27 protein-coding genes and 1 pseudogene are annotated in these 25,354 nt (G+C 42.8%); 9 read left to right on the top strand and 19 right to left on the bottom strand.

Features of this window, described 5'->3' with window-relative positions; all coding sequences use genetic code 11:
• Positions 1 to 691 precede the first annotated feature (691 nt).
• The gene (locus LC653_RS23525) at positions 692 to 1,657 is read left to right on the top strand and encodes a class I SAM-dependent methyltransferase (protein WP_229497145.1); all 966 of its coding nucleotides are present in this window, start codon (positions 692 to 694) and stop codon (positions 1,655 to 1,657) included.
• Between the two features lie 234 nt (positions 1,658 to 1,891).
• Here the strand turns inward: LC653_RS23525 and LC653_RS23530 are convergent, their stop codons facing one another.
• The 8 genes from LC653_RS23530 to trxA all read right to left on the bottom strand — a co-directional run bounded on the left by LC653_RS23530 (position 1,892) and on the right by trxA (position 9,046).
• The gene (locus tag LC653_RS23530; protein ID WP_229497146.1) at positions 1,892 to 2,659 is read right to left on the bottom strand and encodes a class I SAM-dependent methyltransferase; all 768 of its coding nucleotides are present in this window, start codon (positions 2,657 to 2,659) and stop codon (positions 1,892 to 1,894) included.
• Between the two features lie 34 nt (positions 2,660 to 2,693).
• Positions 2,694 to 3,383, bottom strand: coding sequence for an SDR family NAD(P)-dependent oxidoreductase (locus tag LC653_RS23535; protein WP_229497147.1), 690 nt, complete (start codon positions 3,381 to 3,383; stop codon positions 2,694 to 2,696).
• 17 nt (positions 3,384 to 3,400) lie between these two features.
• Positions 3,401 to 3,982 carry an NAD(P)H-dependent oxidoreductase gene (locus LC653_RS23540; protein WP_229497148.1) on the bottom strand — a complete coding sequence of 194 codons (582 nt, stop codon included), beginning with the start codon at positions 3,980 to 3,982 and terminating at the stop codon, positions 3,401 to 3,403.
• A gap of 8 nt (positions 3,983 to 3,990) precedes the next feature.
• Entirely contained in the window at positions 3,991 to 5,289 is a 1,299-nt protein-coding gene (locus tag LC653_RS23545) for an MFS transporter (RefSeq protein ID WP_229497149.1), read from the bottom strand.
• Between the two features lie 233 nt (positions 5,290 to 5,522).
• Positions 5,523 to 6,188, bottom strand: coding sequence for a nitroreductase family protein (locus LC653_RS23550; protein ID WP_229497150.1), 666 nt, complete (start codon positions 6,186 to 6,188; stop codon positions 5,523 to 5,525).
• A 241-nt stretch (positions 6,189 to 6,429) separates the two neighbouring features.
• Positions 6,430 to 7,542, bottom strand: a complete 1,113-nt coding sequence (locus tag LC653_RS23555; RefSeq protein WP_229497151.1) for an alkene reductase — start codon at positions 7,540 to 7,542, stop codon at positions 6,430 to 6,432.
• A 167-nt stretch (positions 7,543 to 7,709) separates the two neighbouring features.
• Positions 7,710 to 8,504 (bottom strand): SDR family NAD(P)-dependent oxidoreductase, encoded by a 795-nt coding sequence (locus tag LC653_RS23560; RefSeq protein WP_229497152.1) that lies wholly within the window; start codon positions 8,502 to 8,504, stop codon positions 7,710 to 7,712.
• 218 nt (positions 8,505 to 8,722) lie between these two features.
• The gene (gene trxA / locus LC653_RS23565) at positions 8,723 to 9,046 is read right to left on the bottom strand and encodes a thioredoxin (RefSeq protein WP_012412473.1); all 324 of its coding nucleotides are present in this window, start codon (positions 9,044 to 9,046) and stop codon (positions 8,723 to 8,725) included.
• Positions 9,047 to 9,127: 81 nt separating this feature from the next.
• Here trxA and LC653_RS23570 point away from each other — a divergent pair, with 81 nt between their 5' ends.
• Positions 9,128 to 9,478: an ArsR/SmtB family transcription factor gene (locus LC653_RS23570; protein ID WP_229497153.1), complete on the top strand. Its 351-nt coding sequence runs from the start codon at positions 9,128 to 9,130 to the stop codon at positions 9,476 to 9,478.
• A gap of 23 nt (positions 9,479 to 9,501) precedes the next feature.
• Here the strand turns inward: LC653_RS23570 and LC653_RS23575 are convergent, their stop codons facing one another.
• Positions 9,502 to 10,281, bottom strand: a complete 780-nt coding sequence (locus tag LC653_RS23575) for a nucleotidyl transferase AbiEii/AbiGii toxin family protein (RefSeq protein WP_229497154.1) — start codon at positions 10,279 to 10,281, stop codon at positions 9,502 to 9,504.
• Between the two features lie 146 nt (positions 10,282 to 10,427).
• Positions 10,428 to 10,664 (bottom strand): hypothetical protein, encoded by a 237-nt coding sequence (locus LC653_RS23580; protein ID WP_229497155.1) that lies wholly within the window; start codon positions 10,662 to 10,664, stop codon positions 10,428 to 10,430.
• A 252-nt stretch (positions 10,665 to 10,916) separates the two neighbouring features.
• On the opposite strand from LC653_RS23580, the gene LC653_RS23585 reads away from it, so the two are divergent.
• The 3 genes and pseudogenes from LC653_RS23585 to tnpA form a co-directional block, all read left to right on the top strand.
• A complete protein-coding gene (locus LC653_RS23585; protein WP_229497156.1) occupies positions 10,917 to 11,297 on the top strand; it encodes a hypothetical protein in 381 nt (126 codons plus the stop codon).
• A 200-nt stretch (positions 11,298 to 11,497) separates the two neighbouring features.
• Entirely contained in the window at positions 11,498 to 11,872 is a 375-nt protein-coding gene (locus LC653_RS23590; RefSeq protein ID WP_229497157.1) for an HNH endonuclease, read from the top strand.
• A gap of 60 nt (positions 11,873 to 11,932) precedes the next feature.
• A pseudogene (gene tnpA, locus LC653_RS23595) lies at positions 11,933 to 12,124 on the top strand (IS200/IS605 family transposase); the annotation flags it as partial.
• 132 nt (positions 12,125 to 12,256) lie between these two features.
• On the opposite strand, the gene LC653_RS23600 reads toward tnpA, so the two are convergent.
• From LC653_RS23600 to LC653_RS23625, 6 genes are all read right to left on the bottom strand, one after another.
• Positions 12,257 to 13,528, bottom strand: coding sequence for a glycosyltransferase (locus LC653_RS23600; protein ID WP_229497158.1), 1,272 nt, complete (start codon positions 13,526 to 13,528; stop codon positions 12,257 to 12,259).
• A 72-nt stretch (positions 13,529 to 13,600) separates the two neighbouring features.
• Positions 13,601 to 13,861 (bottom strand): hypothetical protein, encoded by a 261-nt coding sequence (locus tag LC653_RS23605; RefSeq protein ID WP_229497159.1) that lies wholly within the window; start codon positions 13,859 to 13,861, stop codon positions 13,601 to 13,603.
• 87 nt (positions 13,862 to 13,948) lie between these two features.
• Positions 13,949 to 14,446 (bottom strand): hypothetical protein, encoded by a 498-nt coding sequence (locus LC653_RS23610; protein ID WP_229497160.1) that lies wholly within the window; start codon positions 14,444 to 14,446, stop codon positions 13,949 to 13,951.
• Positions 14,437 to 14,637 carry a hypothetical protein gene (locus LC653_RS23615; protein WP_229497161.1) on the bottom strand — a complete coding sequence of 67 codons (201 nt, stop codon included), beginning with the start codon at positions 14,635 to 14,637 and terminating at the stop codon, positions 14,437 to 14,439. The genes LC653_RS23610 and LC653_RS23615 overlap by 10 nt, the downstream gene beginning before the upstream one ends.
• A 31-nt stretch (positions 14,638 to 14,668) precedes the next feature.
• Positions 14,669 to 15,232, bottom strand: coding sequence for a Uma2 family endonuclease (locus LC653_RS23620; RefSeq protein ID WP_229497162.1), 564 nt, complete (start codon positions 15,230 to 15,232; stop codon positions 14,669 to 14,671).
• A 43-nt stretch (positions 15,233 to 15,275) separates the two neighbouring features.
• Positions 15,276 to 15,851, bottom strand: a complete 576-nt coding sequence (locus LC653_RS23625; protein ID WP_229497163.1) for a hypothetical protein — start codon at positions 15,849 to 15,851, stop codon at positions 15,276 to 15,278.
• A gap of 484 nt (positions 15,852 to 16,335) precedes the next feature.
• Here LC653_RS23625 and shc point away from each other — a divergent pair, with 484 nt between their 5' ends.
• On the top strand, positions 16,336 to 18,252 hold the full coding sequence (gene shc / locus LC653_RS23630) for a squalene--hopene cyclase (protein WP_229497164.1): 1,917 nt from the start codon (positions 16,336 to 16,338) through the stop codon (positions 18,250 to 18,252).
• Between the two features lie 727 nt (positions 18,253 to 18,979).
• Positions 18,980 to 19,225 (top strand): hypothetical protein, encoded by a 246-nt coding sequence (locus LC653_RS23635; RefSeq protein ID WP_229497165.1) that lies wholly within the window; start codon positions 18,980 to 18,982, stop codon positions 19,223 to 19,225.
• Positions 19,226 to 19,517: 292 nt separating this feature from the next.
• Here LC653_RS23635 and LC653_RS23640 read toward each other — a convergent pair whose 3' ends face one another.
• The 3 genes from LC653_RS23640 to LC653_RS23650 all read right to left on the bottom strand — a co-directional run bounded on the left by LC653_RS23640 (position 19,518) and on the right by LC653_RS23650 (position 23,356).
• Positions 19,518 to 19,967: an orange carotenoid protein N-terminal domain-containing protein gene (locus tag LC653_RS23640; RefSeq protein ID WP_229497166.1), complete on the bottom strand. Its 450-nt coding sequence runs from the start codon at positions 19,965 to 19,967 to the stop codon at positions 19,518 to 19,520.
• 1,684 nt (positions 19,968 to 21,651) lie between these two features.
• A complete protein-coding gene (locus LC653_RS23645; RefSeq protein ID WP_229497167.1) occupies positions 21,652 to 22,143 on the bottom strand; it encodes an orange carotenoid protein N-terminal domain-containing protein in 492 nt (163 codons plus the stop codon).
• Positions 22,144 to 22,957: 814 nt separating this feature from the next.
• Positions 22,958 to 23,356, bottom strand: a complete 399-nt coding sequence (locus LC653_RS23650) for a DUF6335 family protein (protein ID WP_229497168.1) — start codon at positions 23,354 to 23,356, stop codon at positions 22,958 to 22,960.
• Positions 23,357 to 23,717: 361 nt separating this feature from the next.
• Between LC653_RS23650 and LC653_RS23655 the strand changes: the two genes are divergently transcribed.
• Positions 23,718 to 24,095, top strand: coding sequence for a DUF2267 domain-containing protein (locus LC653_RS23655; RefSeq protein ID WP_229497169.1), 378 nt, complete (start codon positions 23,718 to 23,720; stop codon positions 24,093 to 24,095).
• 131 nt (positions 24,096 to 24,226) lie between these two features.
• A complete protein-coding gene (locus LC653_RS23660; protein WP_229497170.1) occupies positions 24,227 to 25,324 on the top strand; it encodes a DJ-1/PfpI/YhbO family deglycase/protease in 1,098 nt (365 codons plus the stop codon).
• The last annotated feature ends 30 nt before the right edge of the window (positions 25,325 to 25,354 follow it).

Raw genomic sequence — 25,354 nt, forward strand, 5'->3', positions numbered from 1 at the left:
AAGTATTGCCCTAGAGGTAAGATGGAAAATCGCTGTCAGGAATGGAGCTAAAGCCCCATACTGGACTATTGTGCTGGGCTATTACTGATTTTGCATTATTAAAAAAGACGAGATCCTTAAAAAAAATTAACTTTTTAGTTTCTGGATGACATTTTCAGGTTTTGCCTGGAAATCGTTGTTTGAAAGTGAATCTCAAATCGATAACTTCAGGCTAGTACCGCAAGGCAGAAGTCAAAAATCAAAAGTCAAAAGTCACGCATAATTGTATTCCAAGCTTTTGCGCCATTTGAAATGGTATGTTTATTTACGCCTTGCGGTACTAGGTGGTTAACATCCATTTTATTCCCTATTAAGGATTTATCAGCCGCTTGCTGCACTTGAGCGCCAAGAGGTTATTTGTGTTGGGTTTAACGTTAGCTTGCTTTAGTTATGGATGGAGGTGTAGTCAATACGGTTCGGTTAGTATATTTGGCTCTCGGAGATCCCCCCAACCCCCCTTAAAAAAGGGGGGCTTTTCCTCCTATTTACCCCCAATTTATCGGGGGTCGCCGTAGGCGGGGGGATCTTAACCGAACCGTATTGGAGGTGTAGTCCGAAGCTCATCTGTAGAGAAGATGTCGCTTTTCGAGAAGTTGTTGAAGTTAAATTGTCAACCCAAAATCTAGAATTTCAAAGACTTAGAGAGTAACTTATGAGTGAAAAAACAGTAAAAGTGATTGAAGTAAACTTATTGCCAAAAGGAGATTATGTTTCGTCAGGATTTTCCACTATCCAGCCAGATTCCTATTTTCCCAATATAATTTTAGGAAATAAATTTGATTCTTTTTGGCTTTACTTGCGGCGGGATATTACTCATAACTGGTACGTGGATAAACGAAAGCAGAATGTAGGATTTGTCAGCAGAGATGAAGCTCATATTTTATACAATACAGCCTTAAAATTTAAGGGTAAAAAAGCTTTAGAAATAGGTTGTTGGATGGGTTGGTCAGCTTGTCATTTGGCTCTAGGAGGAGTAGAGCTAGATGTAATCGATCCGATGCTATCCGAACAATTATTTAATGAAAGCGTCACAGAATCACTAAAGTCGGCAGGCGTTAAGGAATCTGTGAATCTAATACCAGGATGTAGCCCTGAAAAAGTAGAAGAAATAGCAAATAAATTTCAACGTAAATGGTCATTGATATTTATAGATGGTAATCACGAAGCACCAGCTCCGCTCAATGATACAATTATTTGCGAACAACTTGCAGAAGCAGATGCTTTAATTTTATTTCATGATTTGGCTTCTCCCGACGTAGGCCAAGGCTTGGACTACTTAAAAGAGAAAGGATGGAACACAATGGTCTATCAAACTATGCAAATTATGGGAGTTGCATGGCGGGGAAATGTTGAGCCTGTAATACACCAGCCAGATCCTAAAATTAATTGGCGCTTACCTCCACATTTACAAGGTTATTTTGTAAGTGGTTCAGTTCAAACTGCGGCGGAAGATAAATTTGCAGAAATTCTCAGAGCAGTTCGACCATATACTTTATTGAGTGAAAGAAAGTTATTCTCGCTTTATAGTCAGGCAAAACAACTATATTGTTATCTTTTTTGGCTGCCAAAAATGTTACTACAAGCGATCGCTAGAATCAAACCTATTAAGCAAGACTAGTTTTAACTATTGCAGTATTCGTCTATCTACTGCAAATAAGCCATCACTAGCAACATATAGCCCAATACGCTTGGGTTAAAGTCAAATTTTTAACGTAGACGCTGCATCGGCTTGCCGCAGGCTACCGCAGAGGCGCAGAGGAAGCAGAGAGAAGAGAAAAAATGCTTAACCCAAGCGTATTGACATATAGCCAGCCGCTAGTGATGGCTTTCTCTGGATGAAACATAGAGCTTTTCATAGCGGTGATTTGGCGATCGCTGCCCAAACCCGATGGTGAACTTGAAGAATTGGTGTAGGATATTTTGCTTCGAGTAATGCCGCTAGTTCTCGGTCAAATACTTCTACCTTTTCTGGTATCAAGCTGGCTCCTACACCAGCACTAGCACGAATTCGACCCCGCCAATCTTCGTGGGTATAAGGTACAAATACATCATAAGAAAATGTGCGGATTTCGCGGAATCCTCCTTCTCCAATATCTTGTAAGCACAAGGGATACAATCCATTACGTCCGCCCATTTCCCACACTGGATTATGAGCTTTTATCAGTTGTTCTGTGGCTTCAACTACATTACCTTTTAAGGGTATCCAATCAAAATGAGCGATCGCAATTGAGCCATTTCTTCTCAATATCCGAGTAATTTCCTGGACAGCCCGGGGACGATCAAACCAATGCCAACACTGTCCAGCTGTCACCACATCCGCACTTGCATCTGGTAACTCGGTATTCTCGGCAGTTGCGACTCGATAATCTACTTTGAGTTCGATAGATTCGCTTAACAGTCTCGCTTGTTCTAAAAGTGAAACTGATGGGTCTATGCCAATCACATAAGCACCTCTATCGGCAAAGCCCCGCGCTAGTGTTCCTGTTCCTGTACCAAGGTCAACAATATTCTGCCCTGGTAAACCTATACCATATTCAGACAGTTTATTAAATAATGAACTGGGAAAGCCAGCGCGGTGTTTTGCATAATCAGTAGCAGTTGCACCAAAATCAATATTCATACCTGCAAAACTATTTTTGTAACAATTGTTTTGGCTAAAAGTTCTCTACCCACGGACGTAGTTCTACTTCCCATGTCCAAGCACTGCGGGGTTGACGTAAAATGCTGAGATAAGTTTGAGCGATCGCATCCGGGTCAAGAGTACTATCAGGATTATCTGCTGGATCTTGGCGGACTGCTGAACGAATTGCACCATCAATTACGAAATGCGCTACATGAATATTCTTTGGTGCTAATTCTCTAGCAATACTCTGAGCCAAACCGCGCAGTGCAAATTTACCCATTGCAAAGGGAGCAGACTGAGCATAACCCTTGACACTCGCTGAGGCTCCAGTAAAGAAGATAGCACCGCCACCAAGTTGCAAAAACCTTTTGGTAGCAGCTTGGGCAACGAGAAAGCCACCATAAGCAGTTACCTCTAGAGTTTTTGCCACCTCACCAGAGTCTAGATCAACAAGAGGCCCCCGCACTCGGTAACTGGGATTGTAAACGACAACATTCGGGGAACCAATTTTATTATCAATATCAATAAATAACTGTTCTACTTCATCTGGTTTTGAGGCATCAGCAGCAAAACTAACTGCGCCAATTTCACTGCTCAATTGAGTCAGTTTTTCAATTTGGCGAGCTGCTAAAGCTACGGTAAATCCTTCTTTGGCAAATAGGCGGGCTAAAGATGCGCTTAGTCCACTACCTGCACCGACAATTAAAGCTGTTGTTGCCATAAATTTAATTCTCCTTGTTAGAAATTTTTAGCCAGTTCATAAGTTTCCGACAGCATTTGTTCTCGGTCTGCTTGCGAAATATGTGGCACACCATAAAAAGGCTTATAGATAATGTTTTGAATGCCACAGAACTGTAAAGTACCTTCCATCATAGTGTGTCGGAATACATCCTTATCAGTGCCGATGTGTGTAAACATTGCTTCTGTGCCGCCAGTGGTCTGAAAAATAATGGCTTTTTTGTGCATGAGTAAGCCTTTGATACCATCGGCATCTGTATCAAAGGCAAAGCCTTGTAAAAATACCCGATCAATCCAGCCTTTGAGAATAGCTGGACGGTCATACCACCAAATTGGGTAAATGAAAATAAGTCCCTCAGCCCAGAGAATATCTTGTTGTTCTTTTAAGATATCATCTGGCGTTTTTCCGTTGGCAATTTGCTCGAAATCTTCGGCATCAAGGATAATTTTTAAAGATAAAGTATAAAGATCCTTAATTTTGGCAGTATGACCGGCTTGTTTGAGTCCAGTTACCACAGAGTCAAGGATGGCGTGATTAAAACTATTGGGATTTGGATGGGCATAAACGATTAAGACATTCATCTTACATACTAAGAATTGAGCGTGACTGAAGATAACTCTGAATTGCCCTTAGTGGGACTTTGACCAATTTGCAGTACACAAACTGCGGCAATTAGACAGAGAACGCCTGATAAAATAAACGCTTGTAAATAACTACCCGTCCAAGTTCTCAACACCCCGGCTCCGAATGCTGCTGTCGCTGCACCAAGCTGGTGTCCTGCTACAATCCAACCAAACATCACGCCGACATTTTCTTTACCGAAGACATTGGCAACAAGACGGACTGTTGGTGGTACGGTAGCAATCCAATCAAGTCCATAGAAGACGGCAAAAATAGAAAGTCCATAGAAGGAAAAGTTGAAACTGAAGGGCAAGAAAATCAAAGACAAACCCCGCAGTCCGTAGTACCAAAACAATAAGTAGCGATTGTTCCAGCGATCAGATAACCAACCGGACATAGTAGTTCCAAAAAAATCGAATAGTCCCATGATTGCCAAAAGACCAGCAGCCTTGACTTCAGGGATACCGTGGTCAATACAAGCGGGAATCAGATGAGTTCCAATTAACCCATTTGTGCTTGCACCACAGATAAAAAAGCTACCAGATAACAACCAGAAGTCTCGATTACGCATTCCCAGCCAGAGGGCGTTGAGGGTAGAGGCGATGGAATTTACTTTGGGTTGTAACACCTCCACAGTTTCGCTGTTGTCGCCAAAGGGTCGCAAACCGACATCCGCCGGACGATCGCGCATAAAGGCTGCGATCGCTGGAATAATTAGGAGTGCTGCACCAGTCAGAGCCAGAGCAGCAGTTCGCCATCCGAAGCGATCGGCTACTGAGGCCAGCATCGGCAGAAATACTAGTTGCCCCGTAGCTGTACTGGCGGTTAAGATGCCCAGAACTAAACCCCGCTTCTCAAAAAACCAGCGATTGACAACAATAGCACCCAAAACCAAGGCGATAACTCCGCTACCACAACCGACAACTACACCCCACAGCAAAACTAGCTGCCAGGAAGCTGACATCAAAGTAGTTAAACCGACACCGAGAGCAATGACAGCAAGTGAGAACACCATCATCCGGCGAATGCCGATCCGCTCCATAACTGTGGCGGCAAAAGGGCCAATCAACCCGTAAAGTACTAAGTTAATGGAGATTGCTAAAGATATAGTTGCTCTACTCCAGCCAAACTCCTGTTCGAGAGGGACTATAAAAACTCCAGGAGCAGAGCGAATTCCGGCTGCTACTAACAATGCTAAAAATGTTAAACCAGCTACGATCCAGGCATAGTGGAACGAACGACGCGCTAGGAAGGAGGGTAAGGACATGATTGGGGTGGGGGCAGGGGGCAGGGGGCAGGGGGCAGGGGGCAGGGGGAGCAGGTTCAAAGACTCATTCACGAGTATAAAAGACTCGTCGGCGAGTATCAAAGACTCGTTCACGAGTATCAAAGACTCGTCGGCGAGTATCAAAGACTCAGTTCACGAGTATCAAAGACTCGTCGGCGAGTATCAAAGACTCATCCTCTATTCCCCATTCCCCATTCCCCATTTAGGAAAAGCTACCCTGCATAAGGATTGCCAATTCTGTCTACAGAGACGTTGGAAGAGAATGGCAAACGACCGGGATTTAAGCGTGGTTCGGCTGCATAGCCAACAGGAACTAAAACAGCGATCGCTAAATCTGGATTATCCCCAGCACCAATCACTTGTTTTACCTGATCCTCAATCCAACCGTTCATAAAACAAGTGGATAATCCCAAACTTTCTGCTGCTAACACCAAATGAGTTGCGGCAATGATGGCATCTTTGATCGCATATTCGCGTCGTTTGTCGCCTAGCCCAGCTTGAAATTGTGGGATGGCGCTTTTAAAGTAGTTTACCGTGCCTTCATTCCATGCCCCAGTTTCAGTTGCCCGCTCAAAAATTGGGGTTAAGTCTCGTTCGCCTACGTTAGGATCGGCGGCAAAGACGAAGGTTACAGGTGCTTGGACAATTTGCTGTTGATTCCATGATGCTGCTGCTAGTGCTGCCTTTTGCGCCTCATCTTGCACAAGAATAATTTGCCAGTCTTGGATATTAAAGCTGCTGGGCGCTGCCACGGTCAACTCTACCAGTTGCTTGAGCAGTTCTGGGGCGATGGGGTCTGTTTTAAAAGTTTTGATGGAACGACGTTTAGCGATCGCACTTGGTACATCTAAAGCTTGAGTTTGGGTGATGGAACTCATGAGATTCTCCTGATAGTTGAGTTATGACCAAATAATTCGTAATGACGTTCTCTACGAGACGCTAAAAGCGAACGCACACTCGCTACCACTGCGCTAACGTAATTAGGATACAAGCAAATCTATTTATTCACAAAACAAAAATAAAAATTATTCCTTGTTTCAGAACAAACGACTTGCCTACGGCACGCACAAAGTACAGTCATAAAGTCATAATTACGAATTACGAATTACGAATTACGAATTATGCCTTAGCTATCGGCTCATTAGCAGCCGACCAAAATGGATAATCTGTATATCCCTTTTCACCGCCACCATAAAAGGTTGCTTGATTTGCTTCATTTAGTGGTGCATTTAAAGCCAAGCGTCGGGGTAAATCTGGGTTTGATATAAATAATGTGCCAAAGGCAACTAAATCTGCTGCTTTGTTTGCCAGTACTGCATCGCCTTTTTCACGAGTATAACCACCATTGACGATGAGTGTACCTGTAAAGCGATCGCGTATATGACTAGTGGGTACAATTATGCCGCCATGTCTGATATCTGCTTCTGTTGCTTCATAAATATGCAGATATGCCAAATTAAACTGGTTCAATGCTTGAGCCGCATAACCAAATGTCTCCAGGGGATTGGAGTCACCTATATCGTTAAAAGTCCCACTGGGAGATAAACGTACCCCTACTCGGTTAGAATCCCACACACTAGTTACTGCCTCTGTGACTTCTAACAGGAATCGGGCGCGATTCTCAATGGAACCGCCATATTTATCTGTACGTTGATTGGTGCGATCGCGCAGAAATTGATCTATTAAATAACCATTAGCTGAGTGAATTTCTACCCCATCAAACCCAGCTGCTAGAGCATTTGCTGCTCCCTGACGGTACTGTTCGACTATCTGCGGTATTTCCGAAGTTTCTAAAGCACGGGGAGTAACAAAGGGTTTTGGCCCCTCATAAGTTGCGGCGTCACCTTTAGCAGCAATGGCAGAAGGTGCCACAGGTAAAGCTCCATTTGGTTGTAAGTCAGGATGGGAAATCCTGCCTACATGCCATAGTTGCAGAAAAATTCTCCCTCCCAGCTGATGTACAGTATCGGTTACTAACTTCCAGCCCTCCACCTGTTCTGGTGAATGAATTCCTGGTGTAGCGGGATAACCCTGTCCTTCAGGAGTTACCTGTGTTGCTTCAGCAATAATCAGTCCGGCGGAAGCACGTTGGGCGTAGTAGGTAGCATTCAGTTGGTGTGGTACATTTCCCTGTCCTGCCCTGTTTCGGGTTAAGGGTGCCATTACTATTCGGTTAGGTAGTTCCAGATTCCCTAATTGGTAAGGAGAGAATAAGTTGATATCACTAGTCATTGATTTTATCTCCAAATTATTTTAGTCATTTGTCATTTGTCATTTGTCATTTGTCATTGGTCATTGGTCATTGGTCATTGGTTATTAGTCATTTCATTTGTCATTCGTTTTCTTCCCCTGCTCCCTGCTCCCTGCTCCCTGCTCCCCACTCCCCACTCCCCCACAAACTAAACAATCGACCGAATAAGGCCACCATCTACCCGCAAAGCTGCACCATTAGTTGCTGAAGCTACAGAACTAGAAAGGTAAACTACGATCGCTGCTACTTCTTCATTAGTTGCAAAGCGTTTGATCAGGGAACTTGGACGTACATTTTGAAAAAACTCAGCCTCGACTTGGGCGCGATCAATACCGCGTTCCTGCGCTAGGTTATTGATAAACTCTTCAACTCCTTCTGAGCGGGTTGGCCCGGGAAGGACGGAGTTTACCGTGACTCCAGTCCCGACAGTCATTTCTGCTAGACCTCGTGCAATGGCTAGCTGCGCTGTCTTAGTTGTACCGTAGTGAATCATTTCTACGGGAATTTGAATCGCAGATTCGCTGGAGATAAAAATTATCCGTCCCCAGTTTTGCTCTAGCTGCTTTTGCAGATATTGCCGACTCAAACGGACTCCACTGAGGACGTTAACCTCAAATATGTTTAACCAGTCTTTATCAGTAATATCAAAGAAGCTTTTTGGCTCGTAAATACCTAAATTGTTTATCAGGATATCAACGTGAGGAACCTCTTGAAAGAGTTTCTCTACCCCTGATGCAGTACCTGTGTCAGCAACAACACCAGAAACTTTCGCGTCGGGTGTAGAATGCTTAATTTTAGCGATCGCTTGAGCTACTCGTTCTTCAGACCGACCGTTGATAATCACTGATGCACCCTCTTGAGCTAACCCAAGAGCGATCGCCAAACCAATACCTGCGGTTGAGCCACTCACCAGCGCGGATTTACCATGCAATTTCAAGTCCATTTCGCTCTTTCCCCGTTAGTTGAAACAGAATTTAGGAATTGGGAGTAGGTAGAGACGCGATTAATCGCGTCTGAACTGGGGAGTGGGGAATGATTGGTGATTGGAAGAGGCAAAAGGGGAGGGGGAAGGGTGCACAGGAGAGGAATTTTCCTCCTGCTCCCTGCTCCCTAGTACAGACGCGATTAATCGCGTCTCTACCTACTCCCCTTTCACTTAAATTAAAGATGCTGTGCTAAGGTCTTATTCAAGGTGGTTTTTGGAACTGCCCCTACGACAGTATCGACCTGCCGACCCCCCTTAAAAACCATCAGCGTCGGGATGCTGCGAATTCCATAATGGCTGGCTACAGTAGGATTTTGATCTGTGTTCAGCTTCACAAATTTCACCTGTCCTTCGTATTCAGCAGCAACTTCATCTACGACTGGGCCCACCATCCGGCAAGGGCCGCACCACGGGGCCCAAAAGTCCACTAATACCGGAATTTCACTTTCCAAGACTTCTTGCTTGAATGTGGCTTCTGTAACATTTGTAATGGATGACATAAAATTGCCTTCCTAATTAATTCTATAATTCGATAATATCGAATAATAAAAATATATGCCACCTGATGAGATAATGCAACTATGAGATTTCTTTATCATCCAGATAGAAAAAATATTTCTTTACCGGGCGTGCTGTATGCATTGGGCGATCCAGTCCGGTTAGAGGTTGTGCGGCGGTTGGCTACTGAGGGGGAACAATGCTGTGCCAGTTTTGATTTTGCGATCGCTAAGTCTACTATGTCCAATCATTTTAAGATTTTGCGGGAGTCTGGGATAGTCTTTACACGGAAATCCGGGACACAGCACATTAACATCCTGCGGCGTGAAGATTTAGAGGTGCTGTTTCCAGGGTTGCTGGATGCAGTATTGAAAGCGGCTCAACCATTGCCTGTTGAACCCGCAAGTAGTAAACAAACAGCTTCAACAATTTAGGGGCATTGGGCAACGCTACCTGTTTAAGAATCTTGTTGTTTTTTAATTTGTGTTTCTAAATCAGCAAAGATATCATGTTGTTCTCGAAAAGCCCTTGGAGTGGGAGATAAACCTAAATCTGTAGAGAGTAAATCAATACCGTCGATAATTTTGGGTATCTGAGCTTGATCAACTTGCAGACCCAGAAAGCATTTCTCCCTGTAATCTGGTCTTTCCTGAAATAGTGCGATCGCTCTTTTCAAAGGGCGCATAACCTGATATGCTTTTTCAGCTTTCTCAATTGATGCTTGAGGGATTGGAGATTGCAGTCTGAGAATTGCTAGATCAATTAAATCTCTTGCCTCAACGCTGTCATCTGCGTAACGGTCAGAATTTGACAGCAGCTTAGAGGTAAAGCAGTCATTGAAGCTCAAGCAGGGAACGAATGACCATTTTGGATATCTTGGTGGGTCTAGTTGAAAACGAGTTTCGGCAATAATTTCCGTTTTAATTGGCATCTCATCCACAAAGACTATCATCCGAATTCCATATTGGTCAGTTGTGCTACGTCCAATTTGGATTTTACTTAAATCACTAAATAATGCTTCATGCCCACCCTCAAATACCACTGTCCGCAGGTATTTGTAGCCTTCTGTACCAACAGAAGCGATAAAATCAACGTCATTACTCCAGCGATATTCGTCAAAATCAAGAGCAAGAAGGGTTCCGCCACCAAAGTAAGCAGAACCCTTTCTAAGTATGTCAGAATCTAAGCATTCAAGAACTGTGAGAATTTTATTGTGGTGTTCAAACCTGAAGGTCACGTCGCTTCGCTCCGAATTCAAAATTCACGCATTCAAAACTCAAAATTAATAATCTCCATACTTCGGCTCCTTTCGACTTCGCTCAAGGCAAGTCGCTCAGTAACCATAAATAAATTTAGTTGCTCTGTATAATGAGTCTGTTTCGGTCATAAACAAACTTGCAACCAGGATTTATAACGTCTGGCCAATTCCTGAAGAAAATTAAGTTCTTCACCTTCAAGATTATTAAATAGGTTGCGATATTGCCAACCACGCTCATAGCGACTCAGCATTTGTTCTGGAGTAAACCGATATACATCGGCGGTCTGCCAACAAATTGACTCCAGAAAAGGCAGCTTTTTGGGGACAATAACAGGATTATTTGTTGGTGTTACGGTTGTCATAATTATTTTAATCAACCACTTTAGGCTTACTTTAATTTTAGCTTTCGCGCCTTATAATTTGACCACTTTCGAGAAGGACAAATCACTGGTGAAATATAAAACGGGCGATCCAAAACAATGTATGTGCCGCTAAGTATTGGGGTGTGATGCCCGTATCAAAACAATGGCATCTAATGGAGAGGTAGGTTTGAAAGCTATAATTAGGATACAACACATTTTCTTAAGAGTGCAAAATCGCAACAAAAGCATCAAATGGCAGAATTCACCATTCAAATTCCCGATGAACTAGCTCAACGTTTAGAACCCCTCCAAAATCGCTTACCCGAATTGCTTTGGAGATTATTAGACGTTGTTAATCTACCAATAACGATCCAGCCAACAGTTAACCCTGAGACTACAAATATTCCAGCAGTTTATCAAGAAGTTATTGATTTTTTAATTAAAGGGCCAAAACCAGAAGAAATTATTAATTTTAAAGTTTCATTTCAATCTCAAACACGCCTACAAGAACTACTAGAAAAAAATCGTTCTGCAACACTCAGTCAAATGGAATTAGCAGAATTAGATGTTTATGAGCAGCTAGAGCAGATGATGAGTTTATTAAAAGCACGAGCTTATTCTGCAATCAGCTAACATGACTTCTAATATCAGGTTCGATTAAACACTTATAATATCTGTAGGTTGGGTTGAGGAACGAAACCCAACATTTGATCCATGTTAATGTTGGGTTTCACTGCCGTTCAACCCAACCTACCAACCTACATTGATAGATTTTATTATAAGTAATCCGACGTACTTGATATAATTCGATTTCTGTGGAACTTCGTAGGTTAGTGAGCCAGAGAGCTTCAGCACGCTGTGAATATTGCCAAATCCATCAAAACTTTTCTATTTATACCCATGAAGTAGACCATATTATTGCCGTCAAACATGGGGGTGAAACTACTGCTGAGAATTTGGCACTTTCATGTTTATCCTGTAACCGTCACAAAGGCTCTGATTTTGCTACTATAGACCAGCTTACTCAAGAAATTGTCCCATTGTTTAATCCCCGCCGCCTAGTTTGGGATGAACATTTTTATCTTGAAAATGCCAGGATAGAAGGAAAAACTCAGATTGGTCAAGGGACTGCAAGGTTACTTCAATTTAATGTTCCCAATCGGGTGCTTTCTCGACAAGTGTTGATAAGTCAAGGACAATACCCGTAGATATAAGATCAAGTCGAATTTTGCTCCCAGAGCAATAGGGAATTTATTGTTTTTGTTAGTTGTCCTCCAACCTTAGCCCCAGACCAAATTATGTTTAGGTTGAAAGGTTACACTTCTAGAGTGCTAAGACAGGAATTTCCGCATCTACTAAGACTACCCTCAATGTGGACAAGAAGTTATTTTTGTGGGACGGCTGGTGATGCCTCAAGTGAGACGATTAAAAAGTATATCGCCAACCAAAAAACACGATAACATTGGGACTGCCTCTTTTGCCCGCACTCTTTGCATCCCACCCCTAAAGGACACAAAAGACTAAAAACTTTTTGGGTTTTTAGTCTTTTGTTGGTGGGCTTTCTGCTCTAAGAGTTGTAAACTTAAGAAATGTTAAGGGGTGGGATAAACTCTTCCTTTCCAAGCGCCGCCGCGTCCTTGCCAATGACGTAGTGCTGAGTCTAGAGTCATCAGAGTATAGAGGAAAGCGATCGCAGGTAAACTAAATGTTAACCAAGGAGAACATTTATAAAAGCGGATCGTTGGGTAGTAAGCCAACGACATTAACAACCATCCTAATAAACCTGTAAGTGCGATCGCCCAATTGCCCCAAACTGCACCCAGAATTATACACACCGGTGGAACTAGATAAATCAGAGGCATTCCTACCAAAGTTCCCAATAATAGTAATGGAGAATAATTCAGTTGGGTATAAGCAGTACGAGCAACCATATCCCAAATCGTCGCCAGCGAGTCATAAGGACGCAGACTCCGAGTCAATGTACTCAATCCTAGCCAGATACGCCCTTGATTGGGGATTGGGCATGGGGCATGGGCATGGTTATTATTTTCCTTGTCCCCCTTGTCTCCCCTGCTCTCCTGCTTCCCCACTCCCCACTCCCTACTCCCCACTCCCCCACTCTGCTTAACAGCTTTAGCAAGGGCGCAATCGTCAATTAAAGCTTGGCGAATGACTTGAATACCCCCGATTCGCTCTAAAGCTTCACGGGCGATCAGAATAGATCCGCCGGCGGCTCCTGCGGTGGGATTGTTAGGATTATTCACCCAGCGGAAGGGATAGAGTTTTTGAAAGAAAAAGACGAAAGCTGGAATCAAAAATTTTTCCCAAAAGCTCTCACACCTGAGTCGCACCATTACCGAAACCAAGTCCAAATCTTCCTGCATAGCTTTCTTCACGAGTCGGCGGAGATTACCAGGATCGTGTTCGATATCTGCGTCAGTCAGCAAAAAATAATCGGGTGCAAATTTACTAGCGCTCTTTATGCCTTGCTCAACTGCCCAAAGTTTACCCGACCAATCGGGAGGCAGTGAAACGCCAGAGATAATATGCAATTGCTGGGGTTTACCGAGGGCGTGTGCAACTCCTTCGGCAAAATTTGCTGTCCGGTCTGTGCTGCGATCGTCTACTAAAAACACGTTGAAAGAACCAGGATAATCTTGGAGTAGGAGCGATCGCAGTGTGGTTGGTATGAACTCAGCTTCGTTACGCGCTGGAACCACGGCACAAACCACAGGTAACGATTCTAGCTGAGTTTCTGTAACCTCTAATTGCTGGTCTACCCGCCAAAATTGTCCCCAAAAACACAGTAATCCTAACCAAATTGTCAAGGATAAGAGCATCAATCCTAATACAATTACATCCATGACCGCCGCTATCTCCCTGTGTAAAATCCAAAATCACTCTACCTTGGTATTGGCGATCGCCTATTCCTAAAATCACAAGCCCCAGCCCCGCCATAAGTATTCGGTAAGTTGCTGTCCCACACGACGTTCTTCTTTGGGATCGGGGTTTAAATACCAACGCACAGATTGATAGAGTAGATGGCGGTGCAGATCAAAGGTGGCTTCGATTAGTTCACCATAGTTTCTGGCAGCATCAAGTGCCCAGTTGTAATAAACAAAGATTGCAGAGATGATGCCTACAAATACCGCCCACCATGCCCAAACTGTCCAGAGGATAAATAGCAGACTCCACAACCAGACGCGGGCGGCGGTGTTGAGGTCGGCGCGGGCTTCTTGCAGGTCTTTTTTGACAGCATCAGGAAGGAGAAGCCACAGGCGTGATCAGCAGACGATCGCATCCAATCCATATTTTTTCAAGGGGCGCTGTTCAGCAGCACGGAGGATGTTGCCCAGGCGGGTGGGCATGAGTTGGTCGTGCAGGGGTAGGTAGTGTTGTTGCAAGTCAAGCGATATAAGCTCATCCTTAATTTCAGAGCGCAATTTATCTAAGCGTTGTTTTAGCTCCTGGTTGGTGAGCTTTTGCAATCGTTTTTCGTTGGAATGTAGTTGATTATGTTGCTGCAAGATAAAGTCTATGACTTCTTTTTTTTGCTGATCTGTAAGCTGCGAGAAATTAAAATTTGCAAATTTCTGAGATTGCTTATCGAGTTGTTTAAGTGTTTGCCAGCGATCGCTAATCCGTTGACTGCGTTTCGCTTCTTTGGCGATCAACCAACGACGCAAAGGACGCAGCCAAGGATGCCAGTAGCCTTCCAGAAAGCGCAGCACAGGCAAATCGAAGCGTTGCACCACGAAGGCAGAGGCGACAATCAGGCACAAAACCCCGACCAGGAGGGCGATTTGTAATGGTTCAGGCTGTTGGCTGAACCAAGGCTAGGACGTTTCCAGCCAAAGTGCTGTAGCCCAGCGGCGGCTCCCCCTGCCCAAAAGACAAAAGCGGGGGTGAGCAGGTTGGCAAGCCATTGTTCGGCGAGTTTGCTGCCAAAGCTTTCCAGGAATTTTGCGGACATGGTGTGACCGAGAGAGTTGATAGGGCTGGGGCTATTCGGTTAGCCAACTGAAGAGTTTACCAACAGTGAGGCTGAAGGATTCGGCAAAGGGTGGGACGGGTAAGCGATCGCTTTCTTGTTCATAGACAGCGATGGTGCGATCGGCAAAATAAACAAACACCAGTTCCTCTTCTGGGTCAATCAACCATCCCATTTGGGTGCTGTGGGCAAGGCTGTGGAGGATGTTGCGGATAACTTTAGTTTGGCTTTGGTCGGGGGAGAGGATTTCTATCGTCCAGTCGGGTGCGATAGCGAAGGTATTGGAAACTTTGCCATTTTGATCGCGGGGAATGCGTTCCCAAGTGAAGACTGCAATATCAGGAACAATCGACCTACCACCAAAAGTGCAGCGGAGTTCTGAATAAGCGCGGGCGATGTGTTCGGGTTTGAGTGCTTGGTTGATGTCAGTACCAAGGTCAAGTTGAACTGTACTGTGTTTTCCTTGGGGCATGGGTTTCTGGATAATTTGACCGTCGATGAATTCACTAGCAGGTTTGGTTTCTGGCAGATGGAGAAATTCATCAAGGGTCAGGGGTTTGGCGGGAGTTTGAACCATTGCCGTTTGGGGTGCGTGGGTTGTGAGTATTGTATCGTTATGGTTAAGCGCGTTCGAGGAGAACGTTGTGAGTGGGGCAAAGGGGTGGCTTAATGCCAGCTTTGGGACAATACCATGTGTGGTCGCACTGAGGACATTTAAATTCGGGTGCAGGAATAGGTTCTGATGGGTCACCAGGTAGTCGTACCCAACCTATCTGTACTCCAGCTACATTTCCAGATATAGTTATATTCTTCCATTGCTGAAATTGCGTTGGTTCATTGGGCTTGTCTTGATGCTGCGCTAAAAACCGATCAACTTGTTGGGCATTGCCTTTGCTGTTTGCCACAAGTTGCAACACTTCTAACAAAAACTGCTCTGAATCTTCCGGTGACTCCTCTGCTCCAGCATCCGTTATTTCCATTGCTTGTGCCAACTGCTTTGCCGTTTCCAACAGCCAGCGTGCCTCATTCCCATTGCCTTGACTATCCAAATCCGCTGCATACTGCTGCATCACCGCTAATAGCTCTGCATCCACCAACTCAGCGTGCTGCGGCAAGACGGCTAACTTTTCCCCAATAGCACAACCTAAAAGCTGCTTAATGAGGTTCGCATAAGCCTGCATTCTTTGTTCATCCATAACCAGAGGTTTCCTAAAAGTCAAAAATTGGGAATTAACTGCGATTCTTGCCCTAATATTTAGATTTAGTGACTGCGATCGCTCTGTCAGCCGTACAAAAAAACACTACAAGATGAGGATTAACTTTTCCTGAAAGTTTTTGCTACGCACGTACATAGTTTTAGCAAGATATTTCGGGGACAACTTCTCTGATCTGGTGAGTTAATGTGTGGAATTTTCACCGAAGGAGGCTGAATCTATTGCAAATTTTCAGTGACTCAGACAGAATATAGGACTATGATTTGATTTCTGAAAAATCTCCGTACAACTCGAAAAGCGTGATTCCGTATTCCCTACTCCCTACTCCCCACTCCCCGCCTACGTAGATAATTTCAAAAATCAAATATGATTCCTATACTATGTCTAGTGATAGAGAAAAAATTTTTTCATCATAATATTGCCGTGTTCATAACTAGTGTTGGGTGTTGAGGTTAAATAGTTTTTGATGCAAACACAAGACAGGGTAAAAGTCAATCAAGTCGCAACGGCGATCGCAGCCAGTCAACAATATTTGCAATCGATTCAAAATCCCGTAGGTTACTGGTGGGCAGAGTTAGAATCCAATGTCACCATTACTGCTGAAGTTGTCCTTTTGCATAAAATTTGGGGAACAGACCAAGGTAGACCTTTACACAAAGTTGCAGCCTACCTGCTCCAAGAGCAACGGCAGCATGGCGGTTGGGAACTTTACTACGGTGATGGTGGAGAACTTAGCACCTCGGTTGAAGCCTACATGGCGTTAAGGCTGCTAGGTGTACCAGCAACCGATCCGGCAATGATTCGGGCGCAAGCCTTTATTCTCCAACGGGGTGGGATTAGCAAAACTCGGATTTTTACCAAGTTGCATTTAGCTTTGATTGGCTGCTACAACTGGCGCGGTATTCCCTCGCTACCAGCTTGGGTGATGCTGTTGCCAAAAGCTTTCCCAGTTAATATCTACGAAATGTCTAGCTGGGCGCGTTCCAGCACAGTGCCGTTGTTGATTGTGTGCGATCGCAAACCTGTTTTTATCACTGATCCAACTATCAACCTAGATGAACTATACGCTGAAGGCGTTGATCAAGTGCGGTGGGAATTACCCCAAACTGGCGATTGGACAGATTTATTCCTTACCCTTGATCAGGGGTTCAAGTTTGCAGAAAGTCTGAATTTAGTTCCCTTTCGTGAAGAAGGCATCAAAGCCGCCGAAAAATGGATTTTAGAGCGCCAAGAAGCCACAGGTGACTGGGGTGGGATTATTCCGGCAATGTTGAATTCAATGCTGGCTTTGCGGTGTCTGAATTATGACCGAAGCGACCCCATTGTAGAACGAGGTTTGCAAGCAATTGATAACTTTGCCATTGAAACAGAGGATAGCTACCGAGTTCAACCTTGTATTTCACCCGTCTGGGATACAGCTTGGGCGATACGTGCCTTAGTAGAATCTGGCTTTGCACCAGATCATCCCGTTGTGGTGCAAGCTGGAGAATGGTTGTTGCAAAAACAAATTTTAGATTACGGAGATTGGGCTGTAAAAAATCGTCAGGGAAAACCAGGGGCTTGGGCGTTTGAGTTTGACAATCGCTTTTATCCCGATGTAGACGACTCGGCTGTGGTGGTGATGGCTTTACATTTGGCAAAACTCCCCAACGAAGAACTCAAGCAGGCTGCGATCGCTCGGGCCTTAAACTGGATTGCATCTATGCAATGTAAACCAGGTGGGTGGGCTGCCTTTGATTTGGATAACGATCAAGATTGGCTTAACTCCATCCCTTATGGCGACTTGAAAGCGATGATTGATCCAAACACCGCAGATGTTACGGCTAGAGTCGTAGAAATGCTGGGTGCTTGTGATTTGTCAATTGATACTTATAATTTAGAGCGATCGCTTACTTATCTTCACAGCGAACAAGAAACCGAAGGCTGTTGGTTTGGTCGTTGGGGTGTCAACTATATCTACGGCACCAGTGGCGTTTTATCAGCCTTGGCGTTAATTGCTCCTCAAAAGCATAAACTCAGTATAGAACGAGGAGCAGCTTGGTTAATCGGATGTCAAAATCCAGATGGTGGTTGGGGTGAGACTTGCCGCAGCTACGACGACCCCAGTCTTAAAGGAAAAGGAAATAGTACTGCATCTCAAACTGCTTGGGCTTTAATTGGCCTCTTGGCAGCAGGTGAAGCAACTGGTAAATTAGCTCTTGAGGCGATCGAGCGGGGAATTGCCTATCTAGTGGCAACTCAACAGCCCAATGGTACTTGGTTTGAGGCGGACTTTACAGGTACTGGCTTTCCTTGTCATTTTTATCTCAAGTATCATCTGTATCAACAATACTTTCCTTTAATAGCTCTAGGTCGCTATCAAGCAGCGATTAGAGAAAATTAGTTTGGATGCAGTTCCTAAAATTAAAGCTGTGATAACTACAACTGAAGCTGTAGTTATAAACGTTCAAGTTTTCATAAGTAACGCTTAAGTCGTAGTTAATACGACTTAAGCTTTTGTTATCTTTTCTGAAGTTGTAGTTACTACAGATGAAGTTGTTATAAGTAACGCTTAAGTTGTAGTTAATACGGCTTAAGCTTTTGTTATCTTTTCTGAAGTTGTAGTTACTACAGATGAAGTTGTAGTTAATACGGCTGAAGCTGTGATTAGGTTTGCTGAAGTTGTAGTTACTACAGATGAAGTTGTTATAAGTAACGCTTAAGTTGTAGTTAATACGGCTGAAGCTGTGATTAGGTTTGCTGAAGTTGTGGTTATGAACGTTAAAGTTGTAATCTATTACGTATTTACAGGAGTTTTCATTTATTTAAAGCACATTAGTTGTAGGGGCACAGCAATGCTCATTGGTGTCAACTTAAGTTACAAATAGCTTAACTGTTGGCTTGACTCACCCGCCTAGAACTAAAGTTCTTTGGCTTTTAGCTAAAGTCTACTCAAGTAGACTAAAGATTTTTGGATATATATTTAGGGCTTGCTGAATAGAATTGTAATATAGACCAGATAAGGGTTTTAAGCCTTTTTCCAACAAACAAGTGCTTTTGTTATAACATCTAGAGTCTCAAAACCCTTGCACAATCGTTAGCGATCGCTGGGTAAATTTGGAAACTGAGCGATGAAACAACTATTTTGTAAGCTGTGTGGCTTCTACATTTGCTTGAGAGACTTATTCAGCAAGCCCTATTTAGTCATCAACAGAAGACTTTCGCTAAAAGCCAAGGAACTTCAGTTCCTTGCGGGACATAGCTTTCACGTTAAGTTGACACCAATGAGCAATGCTGTGCCCGTAGAACGTGGTTTATATTACTTGAAAATTGCTGTAAAAAGAAAGGTGAAGCATAGCCCCACCTTTGATTCTTGACTCAACGAAAATTGGCCGTAATCCCATCCCTTCAAAGTGTGGGAGCAATAGCCACCCGCCGATTTAGTCAATCTAATTCATAATTAATAATTACTAATTCATAATTGCAATTCTTTGGGGCTTGAACCCACCACTGATTGTAGACCACTGAAATCAAAAATTTCAGTGGGGGCTTGAACCCATAAAATTTATGAATTATGAATTATGAATTAATAATTATTTGGTCATTGGTACTAATGACCAATGACCAATGACCAATGACCAATGACCAATGACCAATGACTAATGACTATTACAGCACCCGCTTGAAGAAATTGACTAAATCCTCAATATTGGGTGTGTGAAGTAAATCTATTACTTCTGTAGCTTTTTCAGAAGGTATATAGTCATTTGGTACACCGATGATTGAAGTTCCCAAATTTTGGGCTAATTGATACCAAAAAGCTAATTTATCGTCAGCGTTCATTGAAGCATACTCTTGAGTAGGAATTGCTGTTTCCCCTACTTCATCTTGGTTTAGCAACTGGCGCAAAGCAAACAACTGTTCTGCCTGTGGCAGGTTTTGAATTTGTGCAACTAAATTTGCAGTCTTTTCGTTTGGCACATCATTGAGAGCGATCGCTGGAATTTCATCAGAAATTTCAGTGTAAAGTAAAGCTAGCACAGTTAGGCGATCGTCTATATCCAAACTCTGAAATTTTGATACACTTTGTTCTAAAAAATTGACGTTCGTAGAAGTCATAAACACCTCAAAGTAATTAACTACTTAATTAACTAAAAAAATATTAAATGAAAATTGTAATCCTGCCTTGAACCAACTTGATTCTCGCTTTGCTTGTCAACAATTCACGCCAAGCAAATAGCTGTCATTTGAAGTATTATATCATGTCATGTCCGCCAAATTACCCATAATAAAAGAACCCCACCCCCAACCCCTAAGAGTTCTTCGGGAGGTTAGCTCAAGCGCAGCTTTGGCGGGGTGGGGTTTTGCGTATTATGCTTAATTGGCCGGACATGATATCAATCCTAATTTTTTATTACTTAAATTTGCAAGAATTTATGTTAATAGTGTATTTATTCTATTAATGGGTATTGGATCATAGCTTAAGTATTAAATAAGTCTGAATATCGTCTAGCGTGGGCGTAGACCGTCCTCGGCATCGCCTCTATTTAAAGCATTAAAAACTGAGACATATAGGTTTTCTTGCTCAAGATGTTTATCAGCAATAATAACCTATGCTAAATTAGCTACCCTTTTGTGCTTATCATAGATGTAATTTGGTATTAGATATGAAAAAATAATTAAATCTCCAATGCAAAAATCTCGACTATCCTTCTTACTATCTCTATCAATTTTAAAGATTTAACTTTAGATAAAACACTACATAAAGATATACTTTTAATCCAATCTCAGCATATTTAAACAAACCAAAAGATAGATTGTTTTAAATATAATCACTTTTAACTCCTGTCCGTGGGTTTAAGTCCCCCGGTTCAATAAAAATTTTGTTTTGTGTTAGGGTTAAATCCCCATTACAAAACAAAATTTACGAAAGCGTTGCGGGGCGTTCGCGTTTAGCGTCTCTAAGAGTTGCCCATTACAAATTACGAATTACGAATTACGAATTACGAATTATTTAATATATTGAGTACAAAACAAAGGGCGTTACGACTGTAGGGTGCAACTGGACTAAGGACATAGATGAACACAGAGTAAGAGTTTTAGTTTTTACTCTGTGTTTATTTATCAGAAAAAATAAAGACGCCAGTCACGTCGCTTCGCTCCGAATTCAAAATTCAAAATTCAAAATTCAAACATTTTTGATCCCCATAAATAAATTTACTTGCTCTGTATCCTTTTCGTTTTCGGTCATCAAAATTCAGCTTGATATTAAGCGACTGGCGGATATGGCAAGCTTTAACAAAAGGGCTATAATACAATACGCTTGGGTTAAGCATTTTTTCTCTTCTCTCTGCTTCCTTTGGCCTGGAGCGGTAGCCGGAGGGCAAGCCCTCCGGCTACCGCTCGTACCTCTCTACGAGACGCACTCGCGAACGCTTTCGCTGCGCTAACAGCAGTCGCTCATGGGGGAAACCCCCTTGGCGTTAGCCTCTCCCAATGTGAGAAGACCGCGCTGCTTCACCGCTTTGCGTCTACGTTAAAAATTTGACTTTGATAAAGAGTTTTAGCCTTAACCCGAGCGTATTGGGCTATAATACCCTTGCCCTTCTCATGAGGACAATGCTGCATATCGCAGGCTAGAGTTGGTAACGCTACGCTAACACCAATCGTCTAAACCTCGTGGAGAGTAAAGACATTCTGATTTCTGAATTCTTCTACTACTACCAAATGAACTTGGTATAACAGCCATCCTCATTCGGGGACTAAAAAGGTAGCCTGAAGCAGACTAAAAACTTCAAAAGTGCTAAATTTCACCACCTGCTTTCGCTTCGGCACCCATTGGTGAAACATAATCACGGAAAAGAGTAATCTGTTGCTCAAACTCTAATCCTTGAATTCTGCCAAACAACTGTTGAGATTCTGAAGGAAGTTCATAGTCAGAAGGTACAGGAATGATAGTCCCAGTATCCATACCTTGAGATAATCGATACCAAAATAGTAGCTTAGTTGTATCACCCAAAGAACCATATTCACGAGAAATTTGGGTATCTACTTTATTAATCAAGTCACGCTGAACTTGTAATTGTTGTTCGTGAGATAATTCCTTAACTTGATTAAACAAACCTTCAGCGATTTCTGGGGAAACAGTGCTAGCACCAGGAGCGGCTGGCGTAATTGACTTACCCGTTTCTTTGTAAATGAACCAAAACAAAGCCAGTTGTTGATCCACATCTAACTGTTGCCAAGCTTGAACATGTTCACGAATAGTTGGATCGCCAGTTTGTGTAAATGTCATTATTAACTCCAATTGCAATTAATCAGTTTCATTAGCAAGGTTACCAAATGTACATTTAGCCTTTTACCCTACTGAAGACAGATGTATTGAAATCATAAAGAAGAACAATTTATAAACAAAACATAAATTGGGCAAACTGTAGTCCTGCATTAGAAGTATTACAGTTATACCGTTTCTTTGTAAAGCTGCATATATTTACCCCCCGATGCTTTGGGGGGACTACAGGGGGGTCTTATTATGTGCATCTTCATACAGAATTGGTATTAGATAAAAACCAAATATCAAAAGCCAAAATAATGCTTGCCTTTGGCAAAATAAAGGAGTTAGCAATGGGAATGCTAGCAAATTGAAATATTATCAGGAAGTATTTCGATAGATATAGGACTTACGTACGGGTAACGGAAAACGAACCACAGAGAAGCCAGTGCGCCCTTGCGGTTAAGAGACTTGTCCCTTGCGCGTCTCCCCTTGGGAGAAGCAACTGGCGCGTCACGGAGGAATGAGAGTTTGAGAAGGTTTTTGCGTAAGTCCTAAGATAGATGTTATTTTTATTGTGACAGTGCTTTTCTAAGCACTGCCCAATTCAGCCATATTAATTTATTAACTAGTTCCGTGGGTTTAAGTCCCCCGGTTCAATAAAAATTTTGTTTTGTGTTGGGGTTAAATCCCCATTACAAAACAAAATTTACGAAAGCGTTGCGGGGCGTTCGCGTTTAGCGTCTCTAAGAGTTGCCCATTACGAATTACGAATTACGAATTACGAATTATTTAACGGCGACATCGAGTAGGAATACGGCTTTTGCTTTTATTTAGCTTATTCTCGCCGATCTTGATAATCTTCAGAAGACTTCGGATCTAACTCCCAGCGATCGCCGTCACGTTCTTGTAAAATATCGTTAGTATGCAGAAACTCAGAATCATGCATTTCTAGCCCTACTGCTGCTTCTAGCTCCTCAGTTACATTTTGATCGGGAGTGGAAGTACTACCACCGACAGCTTCATCCCCAACTGCATCTGCATCTTGCCAATAAGCGTCAACATCGCCACCAGTGAGTTCAGGACTAGTTTCTGTATACTCCTGTCTTTCTGCTCTCATTGAGCTACCACCAATATTGTATCCCGGCAAGTCTTTCACACCAGTACCGTAGGATTCGGTAATTTCCTGTGGCAAATCATTGGTTTCAATTTCGTCATTATGATTTTTTTCTGCCATGATACTAGCCCTTTTGTGCATTCTCACAATAACGTTTTCCTGTCACCCAGTTGTCTTACTAGAGATGTATAGCTTTAGAAATAAAATAATCTATCCCCTTGGAACGAAGCTTAACTAACCATCGGGCCATACCATTGTAAATATGAATTCATGGTAAAGCAACTTGTAGTTGAAGCTTTTAGTTATGAGTTAGGAGCTATTAAATAATTCGTAATTCGTAATTCGTAATTCGTAATTTGCAATTAAACCGGAATTATTCAGTAGCTAAGTTCTCACTCATAACTATTTTTTATTATTGAGGAAAAATAAAAATTTAAGTTTAGCCATTTAACTAAAGAATTTTGAGAAACGGAGGTAGACAGTGGAATACGATGAGTTCATTACACATGTACAAAGCCTTACCCAATCAGATTCTCGTGAAGAGGCAGAACGTGCTACCCGTGCCACACTAGAAACCCTTAAAGAACGGATAGCAAATGATGAAGCACAGGAACTAGCTGCAAATTTGCCCCAACAACTAGGGGATTATTTGCGAGGAAAAGAAGGAGATAGTGGTGGCTCTTTCAATTTACAAGAGTTTATTACGCGTGCAAGTCAAAAAGAAAATATAGAACCAACCACTGTGGCAATTCATGTTCGGGCTGTATTTACTGTGTTGCAAAATGCCATCAGTCCAGAATTATTTGCTGCCTTGCACTCCCATTTTTCTCACGATTACGAAGAACTGTTTGGGACTTGAGCAACAAGTGAAGTTTCTGCATAGTAAGCAATTCAAACAAAATTTTTCAGGAAAAATCCTGGTTTTTAACTCTCCTAATCGATAAATATTGTAGTTAGTTAAATACTAGAAATAAACAGGTAATACCATCTATGACTGACCATAACAATCATTCCGGTAAGAAAAAAGTTGCTATTCTCATTGAACAGGCAGTAGAGGATGCAGAATTTACAGTTCCTTATAATGGACTAAAACAAGCGGGAATGGAGGTAGTAGTCCTGGGTTCCCGAATGAATGAAAAATATAAGGGTAAACGCGGCAAACTTAGCATCCAAGCTGATGGTACTACCACAGAAGCGATCGCAGCCGAATTCGACGCGGTAATAATTCCCGGTGGGATGGCTCCCGATCAAATGCGGCGGAACACTAACACAGTACGTTTTGTCCAAGAAGCTATACAACAAGGAAAATTAGTCGCTGCTGTTTGTCACGGGCCACAAGTTTTGATTGAAGGCGACTTGCTCAAAGGTAAACAAGCCACTGGTTTTAGCGCTATTGCCAAGGATATGATTAACGCTGGCGCAAATTATTTAGATGAGCCGGTGGTAGTTGACGGAAATTTGATTACATCTCGTGAACCCGGAGACTTGCCAATTTTCACCACAGCGATATTAAGCCGTTTGGGTTATGGTGGTAAAGATGCTGCATTACCAAATGAGAAAGACACAAGTGCTGAATGGTGGAAACTGGCTGATGCTTGGGGTGGCTCAACTAAAGGTGAGATCACCAAAGGTTTAAATAATGCTCTTGCTGGTGAACGCTATTCACTAGAAGCATTTGAAAATTACTTGCAAAAAGAATCAGATAGCGAAGTTAACTCAGTCTTTCAAGAAATAATTGCTAAAAAACAGCGCCACATTGAAAAACTGGAAACTTATCTTCAGCGATTGGGCGAAAAACCCTCTTTAGGCGCAAATATTGCCAATCAGTATGCCAAGGTGAAAACTGCCTTAACAGGAAGTGATGACATATATCAGTTACGTTCTGCTTTAGGCGATGTGCAAACTGGTATCGGCGATATTGGTAATTTGTCTGCAATGTTCACTGACCCAGTAGCAACTGCTATTTTCAAAGAAATTTACCACGATTTATTAAAATACGAACAGCGATTAGTAGAGTTGTATCGGGCGTGGATAGGCACTCAGATTCAGCCTCCTAAGCCGACTACAGGGGCTGCTGTGTCAATGTAAGGTTTTTTAACATAGACGGCTACCGAAGAG

The sequence above is a fragment of the Nostoc mirabile CHAB5784 genome (genome assembly GCF_020829645.1).
Taxonomy (GTDB): Bacteria; Cyanobacteriota; Cyanobacteriia; order Cyanobacteriales; family Nostocaceae; genus Nostoc; species Nostoc mirabile.